This is a genomic window from Neorickettsia helminthoeca str. Oregon (genome assembly GCF_000632985.1).
GTDB lineage: Bacteria > Pseudomonadota > Alphaproteobacteria > Rickettsiales > Anaplasmataceae > Neorickettsia > Neorickettsia helminthoeca.
The window spans coordinates 672,651-698,155 of record NZ_CP007481.1 but is presented as its reverse complement, the minus strand read 5'-3'; the positions used below and the strand labels follow the sequence as shown (position 1 = coordinate 698,155).

Sequence of the window (25,505 nt, the reverse complement as noted above, 5' to 3'; positions counted from 1 at the left end):
AACAGCCCCTTTATGTAGGGGCGATTGTATTATTTTAGATTCTCCCTTGATTGTTTTTCTAAAATGTATTTGTTCTGCGTATTGAAATGATAACTCAGTTGCCTAAGTGGAGGGTTTCGGAGAATATTCCTTTTTCTTGTTTCTATGATTCAAGGACCGTCCTGAATACCAACGGTACTCTTGTGAGAGTAGTGCGTTTCCGTGATATGAGGTTCACAGCCGAGTTGTTGGTCAGGGTTCAGAACTTACTTGCTAGCGTCGTTTCTTCGGAGAAATATAGGTGCTCAGCTGTCTGGATTAATACAATGCGCTGCCCAGCTAAGCCTGTGAATATTCACAGGGTCGCCACCGATGATTTTGCTACGGATTTCTCGAAAGCTTATAGTAAACTCATTTCTGAGAGAAATCAGTTCTCGAATGAGCTCTATATATCGATAGTATCAGAACCGATAATTGGTGATACACTAGGGTCATTCTATTTCCTCCTCAAAACCCTGATACAAAAGATACAGAAAGTCTCTTCTCAAATCATCGTTGATGCCTTGGATGCTGCTACTGAGTTCATTTGTACTGAGCTCTCCGACTTTGAAGCCGCTCCACTCGCTGAAGATGAGTTGTTGTACTTCTTCAGTAGTTTGCTCGGCGTGGGGAAAGTGAATATGGAAAGCAGTGTCAGAGATATAGCTGTGGACCTGCTCTCAGATAGGAAAATATTCTTTGGCTTTAATACCTTTGAAATACAAGGAAAAACTAAACTCTTCGGGACTAGCTTTCGCGTGAAGTCTTTCAGGAATCCCAGTTCTCCAGAATTCATAGGTGAAGTACTTGGAATATCATGTCGGATGATCATTACTGAAGTCATCACCGCTGCGACGGCGGGAGCGGTGAAGAGTAAATTCGAAGAAGGCATCGAGCTCATGAAGGTTGTAAAGGATGAGAAATACTTGGATGCTTCTTGTAAATCCAAGATAGCTGCTCAGTTCGCGGATGGAAAATTCGAAAATTTTTGTCGTCGCTCCTTCGATGTGACGATCTTTTCGGAGAGTGCAGATGGGCTTAGTTCCTCCATTGAAGAGTGTGGTAGAGTCTTTATAAAACATGGCTTTATAATTGTTCGCGATGATCTGCTATTAGAAGATGTGTTCTGGCAGAAATTGCCTGGATCTTTCCCTGGCACGAGAAAATGGGAGATTGTATTACTCGAAGATTGCGCTCTATTCGCTTGTACGCATGCACATTTCCTGAGTGCACCTTGTAATTCCAAGAATTATCTGACTTCCTTTATTTCTTCTTGTGGGGAGTTACATCGTTTCAATTTCTATTCTGAGCCTAAACTCGGGCACACAGTGATCTTTGGTAAGAAGAAGTCTGGGAAGACCGCTCTACAAAATTTCTTCCTGCTGGAATCGTTGATTAAGTTCAGTACCGAGTTCTTGATCATCGATGATCAATCTCTTTCTGAGGTCTTCGTTCGTGCCTTCGATGGGCAGTATCTCGATGTCGCTATGGATAGTAGCTCCGGATTTGGGTGCAACCTCCTTGATATCGAAGACAAGGATGTATTAGCTGGTATCCTGCGTAGATTCTGTACCTCAGCTGATGCGCAAAACAAAGTCAAGGAGATTGCTGAAAAATTAATAAAAATTCCTTCGAATAAGAGGACCCTCGAGAATTGTGGAGAGGCCCTACAAGCTATTCTAGGGAATCTTGATGTGATAAAGCAGAGATTCGCGCATTTCTTTGATGGTAGTGCCACCAGGAATCTGTTTGTTAAGGATAGTGTCGGTATCTCGTTGGAAGGAGTTCTATCTTCGGATAACATTGCATCGGTTCTTGTATTTTATCTGCTCAATAAATACTTGGAACTCCATATGCAATCTAGGCGGCCATTCATCATTGCGATACAGAATCCTGCTCGCTTCAAAAAGCTTTTTCTTTCTGTATCGGAGTGCGAATCATTTCTCCAGGCTGTCGCTGCGAACGGCGGAGTTGTATTATTTTCGAGCGATACCCCGATATTCATTAAGGAGCTCGCAGAGATTGGAAAGCGCTACATTCCTACGAAGATACTAGTTCCTTCGGATGGAAATTTCGAACCTGAGTATAGGTCAATCTTTGATATTTCTAGCTCTGTGCTGCGCATGTTGGATGATGCGTTGCTGTATGATAGATGTTTCTTTTTGAAGCAAGGTGAGGAATCTATCATCCTGAAATTTGATATCTCTGCCTTTGAGGAGAGGTATGTCCTATCTTCTCAAGGAAGGATCGATGAAATGCGTGCCGCACTTAAGGAAGGTGGAGATAATCCAAATATATGGCTGCCTCTCTTTTATAGGCGATGTAAATGAGAACTTTTATATTACTGATTCTGTGCATATACCTCAATTTCTTTGGAGAGGCGCTCTCAAAGGGTGGTAGACAAGCGGTATCGCGTCCAGAGCCTGCTGGCGAAGGTTGGGAGCCATCGAAAATAGAGGTCCATGCGACGATTGGATCTGATTCTGTGGTACTCACTGAGGGCGATTGTTCTTATATCTTTCCTACTTGGATACGGACCTTCAGTGCTTGGTGTAAAAATGGTTGCTTCAAGGCGATAGACAATGTATGTCATGACTACGTTTACTCATTCAAGGATGAGTATTCAGAGGAATGTCTGTGCGCGAGACAGGTTACTGTATGTGACCGGAGTGTTGCTATTGACGGTAACCTTCTTGGATGTGTAAAGTCTTCGCTTTTACCAATGCCACCTCCATTCTATAAGACGCTGCTTACCAAGATTGGGGTATTTATCGTTCCGATGCAATCTTCCACATATACCAACCCATCGATGAGGGTAATCGTTAAAGATGGTAAGTCATTATCAGGGTATAATATTGCTTATTCTGGACAAATATCACCTACCGAAACTGTCTATTCAACAGACGATAAGGCTCCAATTATAGTTTCAAAGGACCTGAGTAAATACCAAACGTGCGTGAAGGTTATTAATGTACTGAATGCTGAGAGTCCAAATAAAGCGAAGATTTGCTTTAATAGGTACGGCTCTGAATACTCTGGTCGTTTGCAGTATGATGCTAGTTCTGACACACTAACCGTTGGTGGGAGAAAGATAGCTCACTTCCGACCATCTGTCATCAGTGGTACCAATACCGGGCGATGCATGGGACCACTTTGTAAAAACGGATTCTTTCTTGCAGGATATGTTTGTTCCAGAAATCCTGACTCAAGGAACTCAACGAGCCAATCAGTTCAGTTAAGCGGTGAAAAAGCAGTCTGTGAAGGTTCGGGGTTAATTATAGGTGATGATGGATCAATGAAATGTAAAGATAGCAGTAAGCCGCTTTGTCCGCCTGAGTATTTGCTGAAAATGCGCTACATCGAAGATAACAGTTCCAATTTAGTTTGTGCACTAGATCTAGCTTCTCTTCCAGAGCAATATTACTCTGTCCTAGGAGGCAAAGCTAAGTTCTTCAAAATGAGCGTGAGAAAATTTGTTCCTTACTCGCTAGTCGATGAAGCCAATAATCGTTGGGTCCCAGCCAAGAAAGATGCCTTGGAGATTGCACATACAGCTCAGGATGTCCTCGATACGTTGGAATTTATTCCAGAGCTGATGATATACCGTCGCCAAGATGGAAGGCAAACGCTTTTTTATAAGTACGAGGAGCGGCGAGTTTTCTGTTTCAGGGGTGATCTAGATGGAAATGGTGGATGCAGAAAACCTTTTTATGATTTAGAAAGTATACCAGTCGGTAGCACAAGTTATGTGGAGACGGTATTCTCTGATTTGGGAGGTAAGGCATTTTTCCTACCCGCTGATAGTGGTACGAATAAGTACTCTCAAAACAGTTGCGGAGGTGGATTATGTTATGTTCCTGCTACACCGTTTCAGAGGAATTTGTGCGTTTTTGAACAAAAACATTCCAGGTGCTTTGAATATCAAGCACCTTTACCTCGCTCCAGTGGTACGAAGAGTGATATCACTGGTCTTCCATTTCATGTTGCCGACGTTCCAAAAATGCAGGAGTTAGACAAAGAGCAAAAATGCGATCTATTCGCGATAGAGGCAATTGGCGGTGGCTCTGCCGGAACTGAGGACACTTCTGGTAGTTCAGGTGAGTACATATCTGTTGCGGTCTCAGCTAAAGATTTCATGGACTCACTGATGGAAGGTAAGGTCCTTCTGCCAGTAGTCGGATTAGGAGGTACTGAAGAGTGTCCTGATGGTCAAGATAGTAGGCTCTACGTATGTGACAAATTACGCGAGTGCAGTGGCACGGAGACTGATATAAGTGGTTGTGGGTATATTCCTTATGGCGATGATGGTGGTAAAAAACAGCCTTCTGATCCAAGTGTAGCATCTGGATCAGGGGTAAAGAGCAAAGGTACACCCGTGTCGGGGGGTAAAGATGAGCCTGGATCAGCGTCGGTGGATAAAGATGCGCAGGATCGGCATAACCAGCAATACATAAAGGATCATTGTAAGGTAATCATTGCCGCGCAGGGCGGTAAACAAAGTAAGCAGGATATTGAAGATATTGTGCGGTTCGGAAGCGAGTTCGAGGCACTATTCATGCGTGGAATACGTATAGAATCTATTGCTGGAAAGAAAGCAAGCTATGCAACAGATGTTATGCTTCCATATTCTGATGTATTAGAGGGTAGAGGAATGTATGTTAGCTCTGATAATAGTGTATCTAAAGAGCAATTACTTGATGATGGCAAAGAAGGCAGACCTCAAATCTGCACCTCTCTTAAGTATGGAAGAGGCGGTTATCCTCTCAAGATCAAAAGAAATGTACAAAGAAACTCCTACAACGGCACTGATCCAATAATTTTGGATGGTTGGCCAGGAGTGATACGTATTCAGTGTCAGATGCTCCACAAGCCTAAACAGTGACTTCGAGAGCTGTCACTCAGAACGGTGAGATATTCTTTGTATAGCCTTCATGTATGTTCTTTACAGCAATTTCAGTGGAGAATACATGTGAGTTGTAATACTTGCGTGTAGATGCTTCGAAAGGATTTGAAAAAGTATGTACATTCAATTTACAATGTGATCTTGAATGGTCTCTAAAAATCTTTTGATGTCAGTAAGTACCGGAAAAATTATTCGTGTTGTTGGTCCAACAGTCGATATAAAATTCGAAGATGGCAACTTGCCAAAAATTGAAAATGCACTTCTGTGCGAGAATAATGGGAAAACACTTTATCTGGAGGTGGCGCAACAGCTCGGTGATGGTATAGTGCGGGCGGTCGCTATGGACTCCACCGATGGATTGACAAGAAATAGAAAGGTCCATGATACGGGCAAGCCCATTTGTGTTCCTGTAGGAAAGCAAACTTTAGGACGTATCTTCAATGTCGTTGGCGGTCTTATTGATGATGGTCCATGCATTGCAGATGGAAGTAGAGTTGCGCCGATTTATGCTGATCCTCCTAAGTTCGATGAGCAAAGTACATCATCCGAGATTCTAGAGACAGGTATCAAGGTCATTGATCTACTTGCTCCTTACTCGAAGGGAGGGAAAGTAGGGCTCTTCGGTGGTGCAGGTGTTGGCAAGACGGTTCTTATAATGGAGCTGATCAATAATATAGCAAAGGCATACGGAGGGTTCTCGGTATTCGCAGGTGTCGGTGAGCGTACCCGGGAAGGAAACGATCTATATCACGAGATGATAGAATCCGGTGTCATCGATCGAGAAAATCCTGAGAAATCGAAAGTAGTCCTCGTATATGGGCAGATGAATGAGCCTCCTGGAGCTCGTGCCAAGGTCGCTTTGAGTGCTCTCACGATGGCTGAATACTTCCGGGATAAAGAGGGACAGAATGTCTTGTTCTTCGTAGATAACATTTTCAGATTTACACAAGCCGGTGCAGAGCTCTCAACTTTGTTGGGTAGAATTCCGTCTGCTGTGGGGTATCAACCTACACTCGCTACTGATATGGGTAAATTACAAGAACGTATTACCTCTACTAGAAATGGTTCTATTACTTCAGTGCAGGCAATATACGTCCCTGCAGATGACCTCACAGATCCAGCGCCTGCGACCTCCTTCGCTCATTTGGACTCTACAACAGTGTTGTCTAGGCAGATTGCTGAACTTGGTATATATCCAGCGGTCGATCCACTTGCTTCAACTGCGCAGATCCTTTCTGCAGAAGTCCTAGGCCAGGAACATTACGAAGTTGCACAAAAGGTCAAGGGTATTCTGCAGAGTTATAAATCTCTTCAGGACATTATCGCGATCTTGGGTATGGAAGAGCTTTCTGAAGAGGACAAGCTGACCGTATACAGAGCAAGAAAGATCCAGAGATTCTTGTCTCAGCCTTTCCATGTCGCTGAGGTCTTCACTGGGCAGCCAGGTAAGTTCGTGAGTTTGAAAGATACAATCGCTGGATTCAAGGAGCTGGTCGAAGGTAAGTGTGATGATTTACCTGAATCTGCATTTTATATGGTTGGTGATATCAATGAAGCTAGGGAAAAAGCAATGAAAATGAAGGAGAAATAAGTGTCCACTTTTGAGTTGAATATAATCACCCCCGATGATGGTAGTGCGTTGTCCAAGGTGAAAAGCCTGTCGGGAAATACGGTAACTGGAAGGTTCACTGTCCTTGCCCAACACGAGGATTATCTTTTTTCTCTAAAAGACGGCCCTGTTTCAATCCTCTTCGAAGGTGGTACGAAGAAGCAATTTCTCGTAGAAGGAGCTATACTGAGAGTCCATGGGGGCTCTTATATCTTGACGGCTGAGAAAATAATCGAATCACTACCTATAGGTGGAGAGTTCCTAGAGGAGTGTCTGGACCAGCGTGATTAGATAAACGGAGGCTTAGAGTATGTTTTTTATTGATTCGGCTGAACTGAAAGAGATCGAGTTGGCGTTGGAGTGGGGAATTGTCAGTGGTGTTACTACTAACCCTACACTCATTAGGAAATCTGGGCGCGAACATAAGGATGTCATCAAGGAGATCTGTAATATTGTCAAGGGACCGGTCAGTGCTGAGGTTATATCTCTTACGTCGAAGGAGATGATTGATGAGGGTCTGCGTTTATCCGAGATCGCTCAGAACGTCGTAATAAAGCTTCCCTGCACAAGAGATGGTATAAAGGCTGCCTCTTTACTGAAGGCTCATGGCTGCAAATTAAATATCACTCTATGTTTTTCTGCAGCACAAGCTATTCTTGCAGCAAGTGTGGGCGCTGATTATATTTCGCCATTCATTGGTCGCCTTGATGATATAGGGCATCAAGGTGTCTTATTGATAGAGGAAATAGCTCAGCTTTATGAGAGTAAATATGATACTAAGATTCTTGCTGCCTCTATCAGAAGTGTGGAGCATGTACTTAGTTCATTTAAACTCGGCGCACATGTTGTTACCGCTCCCATGAAAATCCTGGATCAGATGTTTGACCATCCACTGACGCATAAGGGACTAGAAATCTTTATCAGAGACTATGAAGCAAGTCAGACCGCCTAAACGGGGATGCAGTAATTATGGAAGATGCTAAATTTCTTGCTCTAGTAGAGAAGTTCATAGAAGTCGTGCCTTTCATGGGCCTGAATTATTCAGCTTTACTCTTTGCTGCCGATCAAATAGAGGCGTTGGAGTCCCTATATGTTTTTGGTGAGAACATACAGAATTTTCTGAATACTCTTGATTCCTATGTTACAAGAAAAGCACTGTCATTATCTGATTACACAATTGGTGGTATTTCGGGAAGAATAGAATCCATATTGTGGAATAGAGTATTTGTGTATTCGAGTTTTAAAAATTACAGAATTTTCCTAAAAAAGAGGCTTCTTTTCGCCAGTAACCCAAGAAACTCACTTTCCTCATTGCAGGCTTCCTATAGATTAGTAGATGACATATGGCATGCTGTAAATGATACTAGCATCGGTTTTACCTTCTACAGTAGACGTGGAACCTTAGCGGTCTTAAATGCTTCACTGATGGTTAAACTTGCTAATGATTATTCTCATGAACTGAACGAAACTCACTCTTTTCTGAGAGAGCGTATAAAGAACATAGTATCATTCTCAAAAGCCAAAAACAGAGCCCGGAGTATCTTTTGTAGCTACCTGGGTCGAAGCTAGGATCACAGACTCTATTTAGGAGCAGATAGCCATCCTGGAAAAGTCAGTGAAAACAATGCTAATCAGAATGGGATGTCGTCGTCATCCAAAGAATCGTTGTTAGAAGGGCCTGGTCGTGAACTTTCCACGCTGGACTTCATGTTACTGACTCCTGATTCGTGCGCCTCACTAGCTCCTTGTGAACTAAGTATCTTGAGTACTGAGTTAAACGGATTAAGCACTACTTCAGTTGTGTACCTCTCCACGTTGTTATTATCTGTCCACTTCCTTGTCTGTAGGGATCCTTCTATGTAGACGCGAGTCCCCTTGCTTACGTAATTGCTAATTACCTTGATTAGACTCTCATTAAACACTACTATTTGGTGCCACTCAGTTTTTGAGACGCGTTCACCGGTATTTTTATCGCTCCAATTCTCTGTAGTAGCAAGCGAGAAGGTAGCAACTTGCTTCGAGTTAGACATAGTGCGTACTTCCGGATCTCTACCGAGGTTGCCTATCAAAATAACTTTGTTGATCATCTTATAAACCTTTAACAGGGCTGAACCCGTAGATGGTATCATGAAATTCTTATCTGAGGTATAGCACTGCTACGAATGGGGCAAAATAGTTTTGGGATCACCACCTGAATGAATTTCCTTGAAAGATTGAATTCCCTACCTTAGAATAAACCTGTTCCTGAAGTTTAAAACAGATGAAGAAAATTGTATTCATGTGTCTACTTGTTTTGCTTACCTCATGTGTTTCTAGGTATGATCAGGGGATTAGGAGTCCGTGTGCGGTAAGTATTTTTGAATCATTGTATTGAGTCCTGGTTTATGTTGTCACAAGTTCTGAAAAATATTAAGTCTCCTGCTACGCTGAAAACTGCTCTCAGAGTGAGGGAGCTTAAAGCGCAAGGGAAGGATGTAATCTCACTGTGCATAGGTGAACCGGATTTTTCTACCCCGCCATTGGGGCAGGAGATGGCTATTCAGGCTATAAAAGACTGTGATGACAGTTATCCTCCTGTGTCTGGGACAAATCTCTTGCGTGAAGAAATTGTAAAAAAATTCGCAAGGGATAATGCCCTCAAGTATTCTGTTGACGACATTATTGTAAGCAATGGTGCTAAACAGGTGCTTTATAACGTACTCTCAGCGCTACTTAATCCAGGCGATGAAGTGATCCTCATTGCTCCGTATTGGGTATCATACAGCGAGATGGTTAGACTCGCTTCTGCTACTCCAGTCGTGGTCTCCTCTACTGAGGACTTTAGAATAGATTTTGAGGCTCTTGAGAGCGCACTGAATGAGAAGACCAAAGCGATAATCTTGAACTCACCCAACAACCCATCTGGTGTCTGTTACACCGAGTCTGAATTAAGGAAATTAGCAGATGTTCTGAGGATGTACCCTCAGGTCTACATAGTTTCTGATGACATATATGAGCACATTACTTATTCGCATAGTAGCTTTCTCAACATCGCCAATGTCGCTCCTGATCTTAGACAGCGTATTGTCATTGTAAATGGTGCCTCCAAGTGTTACGCGATGACGGGCTGGAGAATAGGATATGCCGCTATTACTGATAAAGAACTCATGTCACTGGTGCGAGTATTACAGGAGCATAGTACCGGTGGTGCTTGCACAATTGCTCAGGCTGCGGCTGTTGGTGCGCTACGTTCTGGGCCTGAATTGCTCCGCGAAAGACTTCATGTGTTCGAGAGTAGAAGGGATAAGGCATTTGCTATACTCTCATCCGCGCCATACCTGAAGTGCTCCAAGCCTGATGGCGCATTTTATCTGTTCATCTGCTGTAAGGATCTGCTTGGCAAGAAAACCTCTACTGGTTTAGAAATCAAAACGGATTCTGATCTAACTGAATATCTATTGAATGAACATTCCGTCGCTGTTGTATCCGGTTCGGAGTTCGGCGTGGCTGGATATTTTAGGATCTCTTATGCTCTATCAATCGAATTACTAGAACAAGCTTGCAAAAGAATCATCGCTGCTCTAGACCTCCTGAAGTAAGATAATCCTGAGTTCCAGGATAGTGCGTCGTTCCTGTTGCTCGGCTGCATACATTCTGGGACTGTCGCTGCATGATAATTGAATATTGTGCTCGATGAATTTATACTTAGCTTCTTATGTTTGGACTTAAGGATGTTCCGCTGTACTTTTTGTGGACTTATAAAAAAGTTGGAAGAGTATTGGAGCGATTATGGTTGTTCTATTTTGCTTCCTTATACGAGCGAGTTAGGAGCTGCAACTCTTCATCCTGCGACGATTTTCTCCTGTGTGTCCAAACGAGATGCCAAAATCGCTTATGTGCAACCAGTTATACGGCCAGCAGATGGCAGATACGGTAAAAATCCGAATAGATTATATCAACATCATCAGTACCAGGTCTTGATCAAACCATCACCCGATGACTTACAGGAACTCTATCTTGGAAGTCTTGAGCATATTGGTATCGATGTACGAAGTCATGATATACGTTTCGTTGAGGATGATTGGGAAAATCCTAGTGTCGGAGCTTGGGGTCTGGGTTGGGAAGTATGGTGTGATGGAATGGAGATCTCGCAATTCACTTACATGCAGCAGGTTGGCGGTATCGCGCTGAAGGTCATTCCAGGGGAGCTTGCCTACGGACTCGAGAGGATCGCTATGTATATGCAGAATGTTGATAATGTGGGTGATCTCGTCTTCGCTAAAGACGGGACAAAGTATTCGCAAATATATGCGCAGAATGAATATCAATTCTCCGTCGCGGCGTTGGAGGCTTATGATTATCCACTCCTCCTAAACCGTTTTGCTGATAATGCAGTCCAGGCAAAAATCTTTTTGGAAAAAAAACTTCCTCTGGTTGCCTATGACCATTGTGTGAAGGCAAGTCATATATTGAATTTCTTAGATTCTCGCGGATTTATTAGTGTGAGTGAGCGAGCTAAATATATCCTGGAAGTCAGAGAAATTGTTAAACAATGTTGTGAACTTTTCATAACACAGGAGGAGCACTGTGCCTAAATTTCTATTCGAAATTCTGTCCGAAGAAATACCTGCGAGGTTCCAGGAATATGCTTCTGCTAAATTTCTTGAGCTCTTCTCAAAGTCGATGCGGAACCTCAAAGTCGGTACGGTGGAGGTGTTTGTTAGCTGCAGAAGAATCGCAGTGATTGTCCATGATGTGGACACGAACTTCACTCTTAGTGGACTTGATAGAAAAGGCCCTAGTCTTGGTTCAGGCATTAAGATCGTGGAAAAGTTTGCATCATCAGCTGGTGTTACGGTACCTGATCTATATACAAGGACCGTCGGAAGTAAGGAGTATTATTTTGCTCCAAGTAGGGAGTCCAATATCACGGTGGTACAAGTGCTGAAAAAGATCACGGAAGATATACTAATGGGTTTTGCTTGGCCCAGATCAATGCGCTGGGGGAAGTATAATTTTACCTGGATCAGGCCTATAAAAAGTATCACATGCATGCTTGGGGGTGAGGTTGTTCCTGTGCAGTTTCACCATTACAGTGCTGCGAATGTAACTCGTGGTTCAGGTGCCACTTCGGATTTCAGGGAAATCACCATAGGTTCCGCTGAAGAATATGTTTCGCTACTGAGGAGAAATAGCATAATCCTGTCCCAGGCTGAGAGGAGGAATATCATCAAGGAGCAGATAGCGAAAATAGAAGCTGAACACAACTTTTGCGTCCAGGTGACCGACAGTTTGTTAGATGAGGTCGTCGGTATTTCTGAATCACCCAACGCAATGCTTGGATCCTTTGATGAAGATTTTCTGAGACTCCCAGAGGAATTAATAAAAACAGTCATTATTTCTCATCAGAAAGTTTTCCCAGTGTATCAAAATAGGAAGTTGTTGAATAAATTCATAGCGGTCAGCTCTCTAGCAAATGATGCTCCAGTCAGAGGCTATGAGAGAGTGATCACAGCAAGACTTGCAGATGCAGTTTCCATGGTTTTAATTGATACCAAGATCCCCTTGGTCGACTATGCACCAAAATTGAAACAACTGATTTTTCACAAAAAGCTTGGGAGTTTCAGTGAGAAAACAGGACGCATCGTTGCTTTGGCTAAGTTTGTCGCCCTTTGGGTACCTAACGCTTCTATCATCAAAGTTGAAAAGGCTGCTGAAATCGCAAAAGTGGATCTTCTCACAACATTTGTTCGTGATTTTCCGGAGTTGGCAGGATTTGTTGGTTCCTATTATTTGAAACTCAGTGGCGAAGATGATTGTGAGATCATAAATGCACTGAGAGATCAGTATCTACCAGTGGACGCAGCTGATGTATGTCCCGCAGCCCCAGTCACTGTGACGCTCGCACTCGCTGATAAAATGGATAATTTAGTCGGTTTGATAAGTGCTAACGAAAAAGTCACTTCGACTAGAGATCCTCTTGGACTGCGTCGTGCTGCTATCGGGATTCTGAGAATCATCATTGAAAACAATATCAACGTACCATTGAAAGTATTCCTAATGAAGGCAATTGATTTATATCCAGCTTCATTATTCCGTTCGTTGATCGATAGGATCAGCATCAATCCTGATGAGGAAAAACAAAGAAAAAGCGATGTGATGATGTTTATATTGGAATTCTTTTCTGAACGCCTTAAAGCACTTCTATTGAAACAAGGTGTAGGTATTGAGGTCTTTAATTCAGTTGCTTCGAATATTGAACATCCGCTGTTACTTAAAAAGAAATGTGTTGCAATAGCTGTCTGGCTCAGATTAGACTCTGGTATCGAATTCCTAAAACTCCATAAAAGAATTAGCGGGATCCTTGAAACCACGGATGTCCAATTGAAATCGAAATACAATAAGAAAGTTTTTGTATCGGATGAGGAGAGAATGTTGGCTGAAAGTTTCGAAAGCTTTCAGGGTGTTTTTACTAAGTCTCTCAAGAATGGGGATTTTGAAAAAGCGTTATCCGAGTTGTCTGGGCTGGCTGGACCATTAACATTATTCATGGATAACGTCATAATAAATGCTACGGATCCGGAATTGAAAAGGAATCGTATAGGCTTATTAAACACGATCTCCGAAACTGTGAGTGAGTTATGCCAATTCGAGGTATTGTGTAAGTGAGCGCCATTGTTATTCTGTTGTCTTCCGTAGAAGTTGGTTGAGTTGTTTTTCCCGTTCATGAACTTTTGAGCTTGCCTTCTTGTATAATATGGATCATATCCAGCAAGTGCATACACTGTCCTGAAGTCATTACACATTCCTAGCAGCCATCCGCGTGCTGAGATCCTTGCCAGACGATCTTCAGTCCTTTTACTTTCCGTCATGGAATCCATAAAGGCTTGTAGTATTACAGCTCTCCACAGAGCCTGTTCCGCATTATTTCTTTGTCTGTCGATGATTTTCTGTAAGAAGAAGTGGTTATCTGTATTTGCCTGCCTCAGGTCGTGCTGTTGTTATGGATTGCGTTCAAAATGTAGTAGAAGATTGCCGGCGAATAACAAGATAGATTGCCGTCATTTGCCTTTGTAGTGAGAATTGCAAAAAGTATCCATTAAGTATATATTTTTCTACTATTAATGGATGCATATTACTTAACTTAAATGCTGAATCAGTGGAAGCAAAAGTTGATAAACCTAAGATTAATACTACTTTTTTAGTATAGGATTCTGGTACTTCAGCATGTATGAGTATGTTCGAGTCAAGAAGAGCGAGACTTTCCTACGTTGGATCTTCAGGGTAGTTAGGAGAAGTACTTCTAATGCTTTTTTATTTTCCTTAATTCTCTGTTCTACCAGCTTGATGGTATTGGATTTGCGTCATGCAGTGGTTATCCAGGAAGTTAGGAGGGCAATATCATCCATAGTTGCTAAGTTCGTTGAGGCCTCACTTATATTTACAAAAGATATTCAAAGAGGTAGTATACCCGAAGCTCCTGAGGGAATGGAAGTTATATCCAAATTACTGATATGTCAGGCTGATAACAGCGAGCTTAGAAAACTACTCAATTTTGTCGACCAATATTCTCAAAAGTTTTTCAGTACTAGGATTGTTGGTAATATAAGAGAGCATACGTTCATGGCTATCAGAGGTGGAAATATGAATGTGAAGCCCGATCAGTTAGTTGTCAATGAAAAAGGGGTCATAGGAAAAATCATTTCTGTAGAGAACAATTTGATTACAGGGATGTTGGTTACACATCCACATTTTCGGATTCCTGTTATATCAGCAGCCACGCAACATAGATTTATTATTTCTGGTACGGGTGAATGTAAGAGATTAGCAGTCTCTTATCTGGAAGGATCCCTAATAGACGGTGAGCTTGTTCTTTCAACTATCGGCGGGAGTGAAAACTTACCTATCGCACGTTTTGATGGTGAAACTAATAAATTAGAAGTACTGTTTAATGGTCAGGCACTCAATCTAGTCTCAGTACTGCTAGGCGATGAATAGCAAAAACATTATGCGATGTGTATCTTACTTCGGACCATATCGTCTGTGATTAGGAGGCTGGTGACATCGTCCTTACTGGGAAGTTCAAACATGTAGTCTCGTAGCGTTGCTTCCATAATTGCTCTGAGGCCTCTAGCACCTATTTTCCTCCTAATTGATTCGCGTGCTATTGTTCTAAGAGCATCATCGCTGAAGGACAACTTTATGTTATCCATCTCAAAAAGGCGCGCGTATTGCTTAACCAGAGCGTTATTGGGTACAGAAAGGATATCAACTAAGTTGTCCTCCGTGAGTTCATCGAGTACAGCAACAACCGGTAAACGTCCTATGAACTCCGGAATCAAGCCAAATTTTATCAGATCTTCAGGTTCAACTTTTTTCAAGATTTCTGTGGTACTCCTGCTTCCACGCAACTCGGATTCGAATCCCATCACGTTTCCCTTGAAGCGATTTGCAACAATACTATCAAGACCGACAAATGCGCCACCACATATGAACAAAATATTCGTAGTATCAATTTGTATAAGCTCCTGATTTGGATGCTTTCTTCCACCTTGCGGCGGGACAGAAGCGATAGTGCCCTCCATGATTTTAAGTAGAGCCTGTTGTACTCCTTCACCAGATACATCGCGTGTTATAGATGGACCATCCGATTTTTTTGAGATCTTATCTATCTCATCAATATAGATGATACCCTTTTGTGCTGCCTCGACATTATAATCAGCCGACTGCAAAAGCATTCTGAGGATGTTCTCAACATCATCGCCTACGTAGCCAGCTTCTGTGATACTTGTTGCATCGCAGATGGCGAATGGGACATTCAAAAATCTGGCTAAGGTCTTGGCGAATAGAGTTTTTCCACAACCTGTAGGACCAATAATCAAAACGTTGGACTTCGAAATCTCAATATCCTTAGTCTTATATTGGTTCCTTATGAAGCACTTGTAGTGGTTATAAACTGCAACTGAAAGTATCCTTTTTGCATCTTCCTGGGCAGTGATAAAAGAATCGAAATATAGTTTGATGTCCTTTGGTCTGAATTTTTCTATGGATGAGTGTCCCACGCCTAGATCGTCATTGAGTACATTGGAGCACAAAACGATACATCTATCACAAATAAAAGCTGACGCACCAGCAATCAATTTCTGTACTTTATCCTCAGTTTCACCACAAAATGAGCACTGCGGGACTAAATCATTTTTTTTCGCTGTTGTCATTTTTTCTTTTTGTGATTGTATCGTCGATCAGACCGAACCCTCTTGCTTCTTCAGCGCTTAGAAAAGTATCTCGTTCGAGGAGTGCTTCTATTTTTTTTATAGTCTGCTTAGTATGCTTTTGATAGATTTCATTAATCATTCGCTTAAGTTTCAGGATTTCCCTCACGTGGATTTCCATATCAGTAGCTTGACCGCGTATTCCTCCAGAAGGTTGATGCACCATAATTCTGGAGTGAGGTAAGGCAAACCGCTTTCCTTCGGCACCTGCAGCAAGTATCAAAGAGGCGGCTGAAGCGGCCTGGCCCACGCACACTGTAGATACAGAAGGTCTTATGTATTGCATTGTGTCATATATTGAGAGACCAGCTGTCACAACTCCTCCTGGTGAGTTGATATACATGAAAATATCTTTGTCTGGACTCTCAGCTTCTAAGAAAATCAGCTGTGCTACCACAAGGCTTGCCATTCCATCCTCTATTGGTCCAACGAGGAAAATAATGCGCTCCTTCAAGAGTCTAGAGAAGATATCGTAAGCTCTTTCACCGCGACTTGTCTGATCTACAACCATTGGGACCAGGTTCATCATCTCTGTAATTCGATTATCCATCTTATACCCTTCTCTAATTATGCCTCTGCCTCTTGTTTCTTATCAGCCTCTATTTCCTGTTTTTGGGCAGCCAGTATCTCTTCGACCGTTGATTCGGTGCTTTCCCTCTGTACAGTGCCTAAAAGCGCGGTGATTATTTTACCTTCCATAAGTCTCAGTGTCACCGAGTTAGCGAAGTCCTTATTATTCCTATAAATGTTCGCGAGATACTCCAAGTCCAATCCAGCGGCTGCAGAAACGGTCATAAGGTGTCGAGCGACATCAGCCTTATCAAGAGAGATCTCCTTCTTAGTAGCGAACTGCGCAAAGATCAAGGAGAGCTTTGCTCTTCGCAAAGCCTCGTCCTGGAGCTTATCATCTGCGATTCTTGGTGTATCCATTTTTATGTAGTGCTTCTGCTGCTCTACTAGGGAATCCGGAACAAGGAAGTCGTACTTCTCTAAATTAGATTCGATCTGTCTCCTGAGATCCTCGTTTAACTTTATCTCACATTCAGAGGTGATGATTTTTTTGATCTCCGTATCGAGCTCTTCCTGTGTTTTACAGTGCAGCTGCGTTAGGAGTGCTGCATCCGGGTCTGCGACTTTCTTCGCTCTTTTGATGCTTTTCAGTGTGGTGTCGAAACTAGCCTCCTTACCAGCGACCTCTCTGTCGTGATAGTCTTCTGGGAAGGCAACACTTATGACTTTCTTCTCTCCCGATTTCATTCCAATGAGTCCATCGTTCAATGACGAGATAATTTTCCCATCCCCTATCCGGCACTGGAAATCCATAAGTTGACCACCTTTAAAAGGCTTCCCATGGACTGTCCCATTGAGGTCTAAGACAACTCTATCTCCATCTTCAGCAGCGGATGAGGCATCTACATCATCCCAAGTCACTAAGTTATCCTTTATCCTCTCCTTATATAGATCTATGTCATTCTGGGAAACTATAAAGGTTCTGGCCTTTACGGTCATTTTGCTGAAATCAATTTCCGGTACATCGGGAAGGAGTTCGCATTCGACTGTGAAACTGACATTTGCTTTTTCTTTTTTATATCCATCCGTCTCTATCTTGGCGATATTTTCCTGATCATTAAAAATAACTAAATTTTCCCTGTCCTTGATGTCGCACCAGTGTCTATAAACCTGGTCGACTATCACACTGTCTATCAGACCTTCCTCTTGTTTCGCGACAAAATCGAAGGGAACCCTACCTTTCCTGAAACCAGGGTAGATATTCCTTTGCATCCTGCTCCTGATAGCTTCTTCGAAGCCCTTATCGATGAGCGAAGCGGGAACCTCTATTTCGAACTTCCTCTTCAGATTTTGACTGTAAACTTCCTTTAGAACCATAGAAGCAAATTCAATGTTAAGATATTCCGAATACGGACGAGAGGACTTGAACCTCCACAGGATACCTACTAGATCCTAAGTCTAGCGCGTCTACCAATTCCGCCACGTCCGCAAAACGTTAATCCATATTCTCTACGTGCTCGATGAAATTTTCAATAGCAGACGTGGCGTAATCAATAATTTTTTCTTGCTGATGTGTTGTATTCCTTGCATTATTGTCATTGTTCTGACTGCTATCCAGTAGTAGATTTTCCAGCTCGAGAGCTGCAAATAGGAGCAAAGTGATATCGTTTATCTTGGAATTTGATGAATCAGCGATCACTTTCATTCGTTTATCCAATCTTTCTGCCAGATACTCTAGTTTTTTTTCATCTTCCTTTGTACAGGCTATCTTATGAGTTGTATTGTTGATGACTATACTTTTAGTGATGAGCTTACTCATTGATCTTTACTATTTTGTGGATCCTGTTCTTACGCGCTTGTGAACTTCTTTGCTGCAGATTGATGGGCAAGATCATTCCGAGAGAACCGAAGAATTGATTCTCCTATGCATTGTGACATGCCCGAACATTTCCACATAGCGGCAACCCCAAAGCTATACCTGGTCATGGATTTTTTCAATGATTTCTATCACCTCATCGATGTTTGCGACAGCTTCCTTGATGATAGTTTTAAGCATTTTAATCTCATTCATGTGGAGCTTCGCTTGTCTTTTGAGTTCAGCTATTTCAATAGCTAATTTTTCGCATTCCTGGTGGCGTTTTATTTCCTCGAGTTGGAGTCTTCTTTGAATGACTTTCTCCAACTTTTTGAGTGCGAAATCGAGTTTTTGTAGTGATACCTCATTCTGCTTTACCATAGGTGCGGAGTGTTCAAGATTGTTTGATTTGCTATCCAAAGAACTTTCCTTTTAGACATGGATGAATGTGAGTACATTATTCCTTTATCCCAGATCGTGGAGGTCTAGCGGACGGTGATGTTATATCATCAGATTTTGTATAAGACCACGCTCCTAACCGCTTCCACGACGTCCGATACCTGCGGCAACACTAACTTTTCCAAGTTTCTGGCATACGGCAGAGGTGTATCCTTTGACGCGACTCTAATTATAGGGGCATCCATGAGATCGAACGCCTCCTCCATGATCCTGGCTGATATCTCAGAACCGAAACTCAGTACCGGAAAACCTTCTTCGACAGTAATCAATTTATTTGTCTTACTCAGAGATTTAAGTACGGTATCGAAGTCCAAAGGTCTGAGTGTTCTGAGGTCAATGATTTCTACATCGATGTTGTTTTCGTTTGCGAGGATCTCTGCTGCTTCGAGTGCGAGCTTAACGCAGATCGAAAAGGTGACTATAGTGACATCAGAACCCTCCTTGATTACGTTTGCCTTACCAATTGGGACCGTGTAATCATTTTCCTCTTGCTCAGGGGTCAGAGTATGTGCCATACCGTAGAGAATTTCATTTTCCAGGAATATCACAGGATTGTTATCTCTTATAGCGGATTTCAGTAGACCTCGATAATCCGACGCAAAATATGGAGCAATGACTTTCAATCCTGGTATGTGGGAATACCAGGCAGCAAAACACTGGGAATGCTGTGCGGCAACTTGCGCAGCCGCTCCATTTGGACCCCTGAAGACTATTGGACACCTCAGTTGACCATCAGACATATAGTGTGTTTTCGCAGCGGAATTGACAATCTGATCCATAGCCTGTAGGGAGAAATTAAATGACATGAACTCGAGTATGGGTCTCAGACCAGCAAAAGCTGCTCCGATCGCGATGCCTGTGAATCCATGTTCACTGATTGGTGTATCTATTACTCTTCTCTCTCCAAATTCTTGGAGTAAACCCTGTGTAACCTTGTATGCACCTTGGTACTTACCGATTTCCTCTCCCATGATGAAGACATCTGGGTCGCGACGCATTTCCTCAGCTATTGCGTTCCCTATCGCTTCTCTGACTGTGATTTCCCGCACTGGCTATTCAAGACGAAATTTTGAGTTAGAATATAATCCATTTTCGCTAATTTTTCCAGTTTTGCCGAAGTGCACGAACGTCATTGCTGCTAGTTGATTTGGTATATTGATTTTCCATGCAAGAATACCTAAGAGAGCAAAATCAGCTACGGAGTCGTGAATATGAAGATAGAGGATTGGAGCTATTTCGGATTTATAATCCTTTTATTGATGCTGGTCTTCTATTGTTTTTTTCATACGGTGCTCAGTAGTCATTCCATAATGAATGCAGCAAAACTCAAGGCTGAAATTTCTCAGGCCAGGGATAGGATCATCACGTTACAGAAGCAAAAGGAAAGGTTAGAACTTGATATATCACTTATTGTCGATGAGAAAAGGCTCGATATGGATTTACTTGAGGAGCAGTCCCGCAAGAAATTCGGATTGATGAAAAAAGGTGAGAAAGTGATCTACCACGACATGCCACTGGAGTAAATTCTGTGAGGATGCCAGAAGCGAATGTTCTACTCTGGACATCAAGTGTGGATTTTGTAGTACATTCTGTCTTTTCGCTGTCGTATTAGGACGGTGTACCCAGGATAAATAGACTCAATATTGCGAGAAAGCTTGAGTTTCCTAGAATGGGATCCAGAATGAGCCGCGAAAAACATATTTCGGAGTCGCAGCGATGTAATAGAATTCCTTATGTGGTCCTGCAATCAGATCACCACCGGGGAACCTTATTGTAAGTTCTGTTTCCACTAATCCTAAATTTCGTGCCGCTAGATATATCGCGGCAGAAGCACTCCCACAGGCGAGTGTCTCACCAGTACCTGCTTCGATTACCCTAGATAATGCAACTCCGTCAAAGATACAGCTTACACTGAGATTTATTTCCCTTGTAAATGGATTGTTCCTGCGTACAAGGTCCGCAAAACTGTGAATCTCGTCGACTTCTTTCTCTGTTTCCACGAAGAAAACTAAATGTGGATTTCCTATGCTAACTCCGATACCAACATACCTTATTCCCGGTAGCGAAAACTTAGATAGAGATTTCGATAGTACTTTCTCCTTAGTAGGAAGATTGTTTTGGAGAATCGTAGTCGGAATGATTCTGACCTTCTCGTTTTCTAGATGAGCTAGAAATATTCCGCCACTAGACTTAATAAGGAAATTCCATTCTTTGTTGTTCCGCATCAGATCGAGCGCGACGCATGCAGCGCCGTTCAAACATGTAGCCGCTGAAGATCCGTCACTGTTGTATATGATCATTTCTGCTTCTAATGGACCTTCATTAGAAACAATCAATAGTTGATCGCATCCGATCCCCGTTCTTCTACTGGAGAGTCTTCTTATTGTTTCGCATCGATCCAGCTCTGGTATCCCAGAGAACTCTGTGTTGTGAATAATAATGAAATCATTCCCGCAAGCGTGCATCTTTACGAAGCTAATGCACTTTTTGTTATCCATTACCTGACTCTCTGGTCTCTCTATACGGTTTATAAGCGCATGAGGAATAAAGTACAATGAGTCTACTGTGCTCAAATGAAATGAATGCTTTTAGTTGTATTCGCTGTGATAGCATTGTTTTCGCCATGTGAGTCAATCTCATACTTTGTGGGAGTCTGAATTTTGCAAATCTGTTCTATATAAGATAATATTTGTACTGATTCTCGTTAGGTTGTTGGTATCCAGGAATTTCCTCCTGCGTGATATAGGAGTGAAATTCCTAACCCCGACTTTTATTTATCTTGTGATGTCTTTATCTCCTGATCGGCAAGCGCGCTTCAGTCTGTGTGCGTTCAAAGCCGGTGCGGTAGTAATATTCCGTGATTCTTCTAAAGCTATGGTCGCTGTGCCCTGTGAATCAGGTGATGTGGAAGATTTCTTCAGAAGGTATGGCGAAAATGGAATATCGCTATTAATCCCATCAGAAAGGTTCGGCTTTTACTCACAGTGCTCTAATGAATATGGCGTCAAGATTGATGTCTCAAAACCTGAAAAGGTCGGCGGTATAGAGAAGTGTTTGCAGGAAGCATCTTACTTTCGCACCATCGATAAAGGGGAAAATCTTCTACTTCTTCTCGCTAAAATGGCAGAGATCTTGCCCGAAATTCTTATCTCCCAAATTTGTTTCGAGGACGATGCAGGTATACGTGATTTTGCCTTGACTCAGGGCCTACAGATTCTCGATCTGGAGAGTATTAGAAGTGCTATAGGAAAACAAAAAGTCTCTCGCGTCTCAGAGGCGACGATACATTTGAGAAATGATATAAAGTCGAAGATGGTATGCTATAGATCTATCCTGAAGGAACACTACGCAATCGTAGTAGGAGATCCTATGGAGTCTGAAGAACCGTTGGTGAGGATCCATTCTTCCTGTTATACCGGTGATCTGCTAGCCAGCTTGTCATGTGACTGTAGAGATCAATTACATGATTCCCTTATTAGGATGCTCGATGACCCGCAAGGTGGAATTTTACTGTATCTTCTACAGGAGGGAAGAGGAATCGGATTGGTAAATAAAATCAGAGCTTATGACCTGCAGTCTAGGAAAGGCCTAGATACAGTCGAAGCGAATCTTGCGCTAGGTTTCAAAGATGATGAACGTGACTTCTCAATAGCTAAACAAATGCTTGATGACCTTGGTGTACAAAAAGTGAGACTCATTACTAATAACCCAAGAAAAATTGAACAGCTTACAGCTGCTGGAATAAAAATCACGCATAGGGTTCCACTCACGACGCGCAGTAATCCACATAACTTCAAGTACCTGCGCACAAAATCTGAACGTTTGGGGCATCTTTTCACTGCTTGAGGGGCTTCGAAGAAAGTATCTCACATCCTCTGGGTGTTGAAAGATGTTCATTGTCTTTATCCCATTCTCAAACAGCAACCATGTAGCTTCCCGTGAAATGATGTAGTATATCTAACTGTTGTTCCTTCTTCTTACGCTGGACAGTTCGTTTTATTTTATAGGTAGTCTTGACTCCGGAAGTGTGTAATAAGGGTCAATTGCGATTAGTTTTTAAGTAAGAAACTGTTGTTAGAGATAGTACTCGATGGTGTTGACGATTCATGGCAAGTTTTTTTAAGGGTAAAAGCGAAGAAAGTCAGAAAGTAGAGCATTGGTATGAGGAGCGTGTCGGGCGCGTTACGCTGCAAAGAAACTTCCTCATAGTAATGAGTCTTGGTGTCTTGTTAGTTCTTGTATTATCCGTCTTTACTTTATTCGCAGTCAGTACTTCCAGGACCATAGAGCCGTTTGTCATTGAGGTTTCGAAAAAGAGTGGGATTGTTACTCACCTCGATCCAGCGACTGTCAAGGAATATTCTGCAAATAGGGCTATAACGAATTATTTTGCTACGCAGTATGTGAAGGCAAGAGAGGTTTTCCACCCTGCTACGTATCGCTACGATTATTACACTACCGTCAGAGTATTCTCGAGTCCTGAAGTGTACAGTTTTTTCAAGTCATCTTTGGATTTGGACAATCCCGCGAGTCCTCTGAATGCTTATTCGGACGTTGTGGATTCTAAATATGAGATTAGATCCATTAGGCATCTGGACAAGGACACGATCCAAATTAGAATTTCCATAAGTTTTGCTACTAGCAATGGTAGGGTTAGAACTGTGGATCGCCTTATATCTCTAGGTTATACCTACATGGACCTTGAGCTCTCAGAGGAGGATAGACAGTTGAATCCTCTCGGTTTTGTTGTTGTTTCTTTTCAGGTAGATGATGATCGCTCGTAAGGTTTTCTCTGTAATGCTGCTGCTGCTTTCTTCCGCATCAGCAAATGATAGTTCTTTATCTGATGATAGAATAAAAACTCTGGTCTATTCGAGGGATGCAATCTTCAGGATAGATACAGGTTATGGATACCAGTCCTTCATAGAGTTCTCCGATAAGGAAAAAGTTAAGACAATCGCTATAGGTGGTAGTGTGGGTTGGAACATGAACCCTATAGGAAATAAAATATTCCTGCGCCCGTTGGAGAAAGGTCTATCCACTAACATGGTTGTGGTGACAGATAGGCATACTTATGTCTTTGACCTGTTTAGCGATAGTGATGATCATTTAGAAGAGACAAAAAAATCCAATCAAGTAAACTACGTAGTGCGGTTCTATTATCCAGATGAAGTTGCAGACTCCAATAAGGAAAACCCAAAAGAAGGTCTATCCCTCAACGGGAAATTATATGATTTCAGTTATGATGTACTTCGCCGGAACTACTCTGTTCAAGGTAAAGCTGAGTTCGAGATTGCAGAAATCATGAATAACACTAATCTTACTTTCTTTAAATTCAAGGGAGATAAAATACCGAGAGTGTTTGTCGTTAATCCAGATAGAAGCGAGACTCAGGCAAAGATGTGGAAGTTCAAGGAATACGTGGTCATAGAGGGAGTACACAAGAAGTTACATTTGCGCTATCGGAGTTCTGTTTTGGAAGTAGTAAATAATGATTTGGAGTAGTCGATTATGCAAGAAAGATACGATAACGACGTAGAAGAATTCAGCATAGGAGATGAGTCTGTAGAAGTTAAGGACAGAACTTCTGGAGAAAGGGGTGGTGGTTTCAAGAAAAAAGTTATCTATGTCGTTCTTGTTGCAATAGGATTTTTTTTTACGTACAAGTTTTTCGCCGGTAATGCGGATAAAGATAAGGAGCTGGATAGAACATTTCATCCTGCTTCGGAAGAAAAGGTCATCGATACTAAGGAAGTGAAGAAATCCGAAAAAAGTTCTTTCATTTTACCTAAAGATGATGATGTTAATCACGTTCTTCTTCCGCCAAAGTTGCCTGAGCTTCCAAAGTTGCCTCCTATGCCACTTCCTCAGCAGCCTGAAGCTCCTACTGCGGAGAGATCTGCACCCGCTCTCCCATCCTTTCTACCGCCTGGTACCCCATCCGGGAGTAGTCCTATGGATCCACCTACTAAGGTCGTTGCTGGTGGTAAGTATAGATATGATAGAACAACTCCAATGTTGGTTTTTGGTGGTGGCGGCGCTCAATCTCCTGATGGAGAATCAAGTGGAATAAATTTCTCTGATCCGAGTAGCATGCTCGATCCGAGCAAGTTGGGCGATCTAAGGAAGTCATTGCAGCAGACCGATACTACTCCTCTAGAGGATAAGGCGTTACAAAGAACTCAAAATCAGACTGTGGCGACTTATCTCGGTAACCTGGATTATGTCCTCGCTGAAGGAAAGATGCTAGATGCTGTCCTCGAAACGGCAATAAATACGGACCTACAGGCGAAAGTTAGAGCTGTAGTCAGTAGAGATGTATTCTCTGAATCAGGAAACTTAATCTTAATACCTAGAGGTTCGAGGTTGATAGGTTCTTATTCGTCGGATATTTCGTTCAACCAATCCAGGGTGAACATCGTCTGGACACGTATCATTCTTCCAAATGGGATAGATATCACCTTGGGTAACTTCGCGGGTGTGGATCCACTTGGTCGTGCGGGTGTCAGAGGCGTTGTCAACAGTAAGGTCTCTAACGTCATGAGTACCTCTATCCTGCTTGCTACTGCCAGAGTTGCTAGCGGAATAATTGTGGATAGGATCATGGGTGCAGATAAGAAACTTTCTGAAGTCACAGTTAGTACTCCGAAAAGACCATTAGTAAAGAAAAATGATGACGTAGATGATGATGGTTCAAAAGCAAAGGGTTCGGCTGGCGCTATTATTGGAATACAAGCTGTCCAGGACGCATCCAAGCAGGTCACTGATTATGTTAAACGTATGGCGAATGCCAATCCTACGATTACGATTAATCAGGGTGCTAAGCTCAAAGTATTTGTTGATCAGGATATCGTCTTTCCTAAATCTTCTTTCCAAGAGTATAAGGTTCTTGAGTAGGAA

At 42.4% G+C, this 25,505-nt stretch carries 23 protein-coding genes and 1 tRNA gene; 15 read left to right on the top strand and 9 right to left on the bottom strand.

All coding sequences use genetic code 11. The annotated features are described in order from the left end of the window. The first annotated feature begins 86 nt into the window (after window positions 1–86). From NHE_RS03270 to NHE_RS03245, 6 genes are all read left to right on the top strand, one after another. Complete coding sequence (locus NHE_RS03270) at window positions 87–2,348, top strand: VirB4 family type IV secretion/conjugal transfer ATPase (RefSeq protein WP_038559951.1); 2,262 nt, start codon at window positions 87–89, stop codon at window positions 2,346–2,348. Further along, on the top strand, window positions 2,345–4,900 hold the full coding sequence (locus NHE_RS03265; protein ID WP_038559948.1) for a hypothetical protein: 2,556 nt from the start codon (window positions 2,345–2,347) through the stop codon (window positions 4,898–4,900). Before NHE_RS03270 ends, NHE_RS03265 begins: the two co-directional genes overlap by 4 nt. 187 nt (window positions 4,901–5,087) lie before the next feature. After that, the gene (gene atpD / locus NHE_RS03260; RefSeq protein ID WP_038560687.1) at window positions 5,088–6,512 is read left to right on the top strand and encodes a F0F1 ATP synthase subunit beta; all 1,425 of its coding nucleotides are present in this window, start codon (window positions 5,088–5,090) and stop codon (window positions 6,510–6,512) included. Beyond that, window positions 6,513–6,821: a F0F1 ATP synthase subunit epsilon gene (locus tag NHE_RS03255; RefSeq protein ID WP_038559946.1), complete on the top strand. Its 309-nt coding sequence runs from the start codon at window positions 6,513–6,515 to the stop codon at window positions 6,819–6,821. 19 nt (window positions 6,822–6,840) lie between these two features. Beyond that, complete coding sequence (gene fsa / locus NHE_RS03250; RefSeq protein WP_038559943.1) at window positions 6,841–7,482, top strand: fructose-6-phosphate aldolase; 642 nt, start codon at window positions 6,841–6,843, stop codon at window positions 7,480–7,482. Window positions 7,483–7,499: 17 nt separating this feature from the next. Next, window positions 7,500–8,099: a COQ9 family protein gene (locus NHE_RS03245; protein WP_051579648.1), complete on the top strand. Its 600-nt coding sequence runs from the start codon at window positions 7,500–7,502 to the stop codon at window positions 8,097–8,099. A gap of 62 nt (window positions 8,100–8,161) precedes the next feature. Here NHE_RS03245 and ssb read toward each other — a convergent pair whose 3' ends face one another. Beyond that, complete coding sequence (gene ssb, locus NHE_RS03240; RefSeq protein WP_038560681.1) at window positions 8,162–8,617, bottom strand: single-stranded DNA-binding protein; 456 nt, start codon at window positions 8,615–8,617, stop codon at window positions 8,162–8,164. A gap of 297 nt (window positions 8,618–8,914) precedes the next feature. Between ssb and NHE_RS03235 the strand changes: the two genes are divergently transcribed. The 4 genes from NHE_RS03235 to NHE_RS03220 all read left to right on the top strand — a co-directional run bounded on the left by NHE_RS03235 (window position 8,915) and on the right by NHE_RS03220 (window position 14,507). Continuing rightward, window positions 8,915–10,108, top strand: coding sequence for a pyridoxal phosphate-dependent aminotransferase (locus NHE_RS03235; RefSeq protein WP_038559940.1), 1,194 nt, complete (start codon window positions 8,915–8,917; stop codon window positions 10,106–10,108). Window positions 10,109–10,240: 132 nt separating this feature from the next. Then, on the top strand, window positions 10,241–11,104 hold the full coding sequence (locus tag NHE_RS03230; RefSeq protein WP_038559937.1) for a glycine--tRNA ligase subunit alpha: 864 nt from the start codon (window positions 10,241–10,243) through the stop codon (window positions 11,102–11,104). Continuing rightward, complete coding sequence (gene glyS / locus NHE_RS03225; protein WP_038559934.1) at window positions 11,097–13,178, top strand: glycine--tRNA ligase subunit beta; 2,082 nt, start codon at window positions 11,097–11,099, stop codon at window positions 13,176–13,178. Before NHE_RS03230 ends, glyS begins: the two co-directional genes overlap by 8 nt. 558 nt (window positions 13,179–13,736) lie before the next feature. Beyond that, window positions 13,737–14,507: a rod shape-determining protein MreC gene (locus NHE_RS03220; protein ID WP_038559931.1), complete on the top strand. Its 771-nt coding sequence runs from the start codon at window positions 13,737–13,739 to the stop codon at window positions 14,505–14,507. An 8-nt stretch (window positions 14,508–14,515) separates the two neighbouring features. Here the strand turns inward: NHE_RS03220 and clpX are convergent, their stop codons facing one another. From clpX to NHE_RS03185, 7 genes are all read right to left on the bottom strand, one after another. Beyond that, a complete protein-coding gene (clpX, locus tag NHE_RS03215) occupies window positions 14,516–15,724 on the bottom strand; it encodes an ATP-dependent Clp protease ATP-binding subunit ClpX (protein ID WP_038559929.1) in 1,209 nt (402 codons plus the stop codon). Further along, window positions 15,702–16,307: an ATP-dependent Clp protease proteolytic subunit gene (locus tag NHE_RS03210; RefSeq protein WP_038560678.1), complete on the bottom strand. Its 606-nt coding sequence runs from the start codon at window positions 16,305–16,307 to the stop codon at window positions 15,702–15,704. Before NHE_RS03210 ends, clpX begins: the two co-directional genes overlap by 23 nt. 41 nt (window positions 16,308–16,348) lie before the next feature. Further along, entirely contained in the window at window positions 16,349–17,668 is a 1,320-nt protein-coding gene (gene tig, locus NHE_RS03205; protein ID WP_038559926.1) for a trigger factor, read from the bottom strand. Between the two features lie 31 nt (window positions 17,669–17,699). Then, a tRNA-Leu gene (locus NHE_RS03200) sits at window positions 17,700–17,780 on the bottom strand. 6 nt (window positions 17,781–17,786) lie between these two features. Beyond that, window positions 17,787–18,110 carry a cell division protein ZapA gene (gene zapA / locus NHE_RS03195; RefSeq protein ID WP_038559923.1) on the bottom strand — a complete coding sequence of 108 codons (324 nt, stop codon included), beginning with the start codon at window positions 18,108–18,110 and terminating at the stop codon, window positions 17,787–17,789. Between the two features lie 153 nt (window positions 18,111–18,263). Next, window positions 18,264–18,527 carry a hypothetical protein gene (locus tag NHE_RS03190; RefSeq protein ID WP_038559920.1) on the bottom strand — a complete coding sequence of 88 codons (264 nt, stop codon included), beginning with the start codon at window positions 18,525–18,527 and terminating at the stop codon, window positions 18,264–18,266. 128 nt (window positions 18,528–18,655) lie between these two features. Then, window positions 18,656–19,654: a pyruvate dehydrogenase complex E1 component subunit beta gene (locus NHE_RS03185; protein ID WP_038559917.1), complete on the bottom strand. Its 999-nt coding sequence runs from the start codon at window positions 19,652–19,654 to the stop codon at window positions 18,656–18,658. A gap of 162 nt (window positions 19,655–19,816) precedes the next feature. Here NHE_RS03185 and NHE_RS03180 point away from each other — a divergent pair, with 162 nt between their 5' ends. Further along, window positions 19,817–20,128 (top strand): FtsB family cell division protein, encoded by a 312-nt coding sequence (locus NHE_RS03180; protein ID WP_038559914.1) that lies wholly within the window; start codon window positions 19,817–19,819, stop codon window positions 20,126–20,128. 141 nt (window positions 20,129–20,269) lie between these two features. On the opposite strand, the gene dapF is transcribed toward NHE_RS03180, so the two are convergent. After that, entirely contained in the window at window positions 20,270–21,103 is an 834-nt protein-coding gene (gene dapF / locus NHE_RS03175; protein ID WP_084473295.1) for a diaminopimelate epimerase, read from the bottom strand. Between the two features lie 286 nt (window positions 21,104–21,389). Here dapF and ribA point away from each other — a divergent pair, with 286 nt between their 5' ends. From ribA to NHE_RS03155, 4 genes are all read left to right on the top strand, one after another. Next, window positions 21,390–22,451, top strand: coding sequence for a GTP cyclohydrolase II (gene ribA / locus NHE_RS03170; protein ID WP_038560675.1), 1,062 nt, complete (start codon window positions 21,390–21,392; stop codon window positions 22,449–22,451). A gap of 260 nt (window positions 22,452–22,711) precedes the next feature. Continuing rightward, entirely contained in the window at window positions 22,712–23,389 is a 678-nt protein-coding gene (locus NHE_RS03165) for a VirB8 family type IV secretion system protein (protein ID WP_038559910.1), read from the top strand. Next, complete coding sequence (locus NHE_RS03160) at window positions 23,376–24,110, top strand: TrbG/VirB9 family P-type conjugative transfer protein (RefSeq protein WP_038559908.1); 735 nt, start codon at window positions 23,376–23,378, stop codon at window positions 24,108–24,110. The genes NHE_RS03165 and NHE_RS03160 overlap by 14 nt, the downstream gene beginning before the upstream one ends. Window positions 24,111–24,116: 6 nt before the next feature. After that, entirely contained in the window at window positions 24,117–25,502 is a 1,386-nt protein-coding gene (locus tag NHE_RS03155) for a TraB/TrbI/VirB10 family type IV secretion system protein (protein WP_232214970.1), read from the top strand. Window positions 25,503–25,505: the final 3 nt, after the last annotated feature.

What these genes read in the sequence shown, in the direction of transcription:
- NHE_RS03270 (WP_038559951.1), top strand. Translation starts at nt 87, where the DNA reads ATGATAACTCAGTTGCCTAAGTGGAGGGTTTCGGAGAATATTCCTTTT.
- NHE_RS03265 (WP_038559948.1), top strand. Translation starts at nt 2,345, where the DNA reads ATGAGAACTTTTATATTACTGATTCTGTGCATATACCTCAATTTCTTT.
- atpD (WP_038560687.1), top strand. Translation starts at nt 5,088, where the DNA reads ATGTCAGTAAGTACCGGAAAAATTATTCGTGTTGTTGGTCCAACAGTC.
- fsa (WP_038559943.1), top strand. Translation starts at nt 6,841, where the DNA reads ATGTTTTTTATTGATTCGGCTGAACTGAAAGAGATCGAGTTGGCGTTG.
- NHE_RS03245 (WP_051579648.1), top strand. Translation starts at nt 7,500, where the DNA reads ATGGAAGATGCTAAATTTCTTGCTCTAGTAGAGAAGTTCATAGAAGTC.
- ssb (WP_038560681.1), bottom strand. Translation starts at nt 8,617, where the DNA reads ATGATCAACAAAGTTATTTTGATAGGCAACCTCGGTAGAGATCCGGAA.
- NHE_RS03235 (WP_038559940.1), top strand. Translation starts at nt 8,915, where the DNA reads ATGTTGTCACAAGTTCTGAAAAATATTAAGTCTCCTGCTACGCTGAAA.
- NHE_RS03230 (WP_038559937.1), top strand. Translation starts at nt 10,241, where the DNA reads ATGTTCCGCTGTACTTTTTGTGGACTTATAAAAAAGTTGGAAGAGTAT.
- NHE_RS03220 (WP_038559931.1), top strand. Translation starts at nt 13,737, where the DNA reads ATGTATGAGTATGTTCGAGTCAAGAAGAGCGAGACTTTCCTACGTTGG.
- clpX (WP_038559929.1), bottom strand. Translation starts at nt 15,724, where the DNA reads ATGACAACAGCGAAAAAAAATGATTTAGTCCCGCAGTGCTCATTTTGT.
- NHE_RS03210 (WP_038560678.1), bottom strand. Translation starts at nt 16,307, where the DNA reads ATGAACCTGGTCCCAATGGTTGTAGATCAGACAAGTCGCGGTGAAAGA.
- tig (WP_038559926.1), bottom strand. Translation starts at nt 17,668, where the DNA reads ATGGTTCTAAAGGAAGTTTACAGTCAAAATCTGAAGAGGAAGTTCGAA.
- zapA (WP_038559923.1), bottom strand. Translation starts at nt 18,110, where the DNA reads ATGAGTAAGCTCATCACTAAAAGTATAGTCATCAACAATACAACTCAT.
- NHE_RS03190 (WP_038559920.1), bottom strand. Translation starts at nt 18,527, where the DNA reads ATGGTAAAGCAGAATGAGGTATCACTACAAAAACTCGATTTCGCACTC.
- NHE_RS03180 (WP_038559914.1), top strand. Translation starts at nt 19,817, where the DNA reads ATGAAGATAGAGGATTGGAGCTATTTCGGATTTATAATCCTTTTATTG.
- dapF (WP_084473295.1), bottom strand. Translation starts at nt 21,103, where the DNA reads ATGGATAACAAAAAGTGCATTAGCTTCGTAAAGATGCACGCTTGCGGG.
- ribA (WP_038560675.1), top strand. Translation starts at nt 21,390, where the DNA reads ATGTCTTTATCTCCTGATCGGCAAGCGCGCTTCAGTCTGTGTGCGTTC.
- NHE_RS03165 (WP_038559910.1), top strand. Translation starts at nt 22,712, where the DNA reads ATGGCAAGTTTTTTTAAGGGTAAAAGCGAAGAAAGTCAGAAAGTAGAG.
- NHE_RS03160 (WP_038559908.1), top strand. Translation starts at nt 23,376, where the DNA reads ATGATCGCTCGTAAGGTTTTCTCTGTAATGCTGCTGCTGCTTTCTTCC.
- NHE_RS03155 (WP_232214970.1), top strand. Translation starts at nt 24,117, where the DNA reads ATGCAAGAAAGATACGATAACGACGTAGAAGAATTCAGCATAGGAGAT.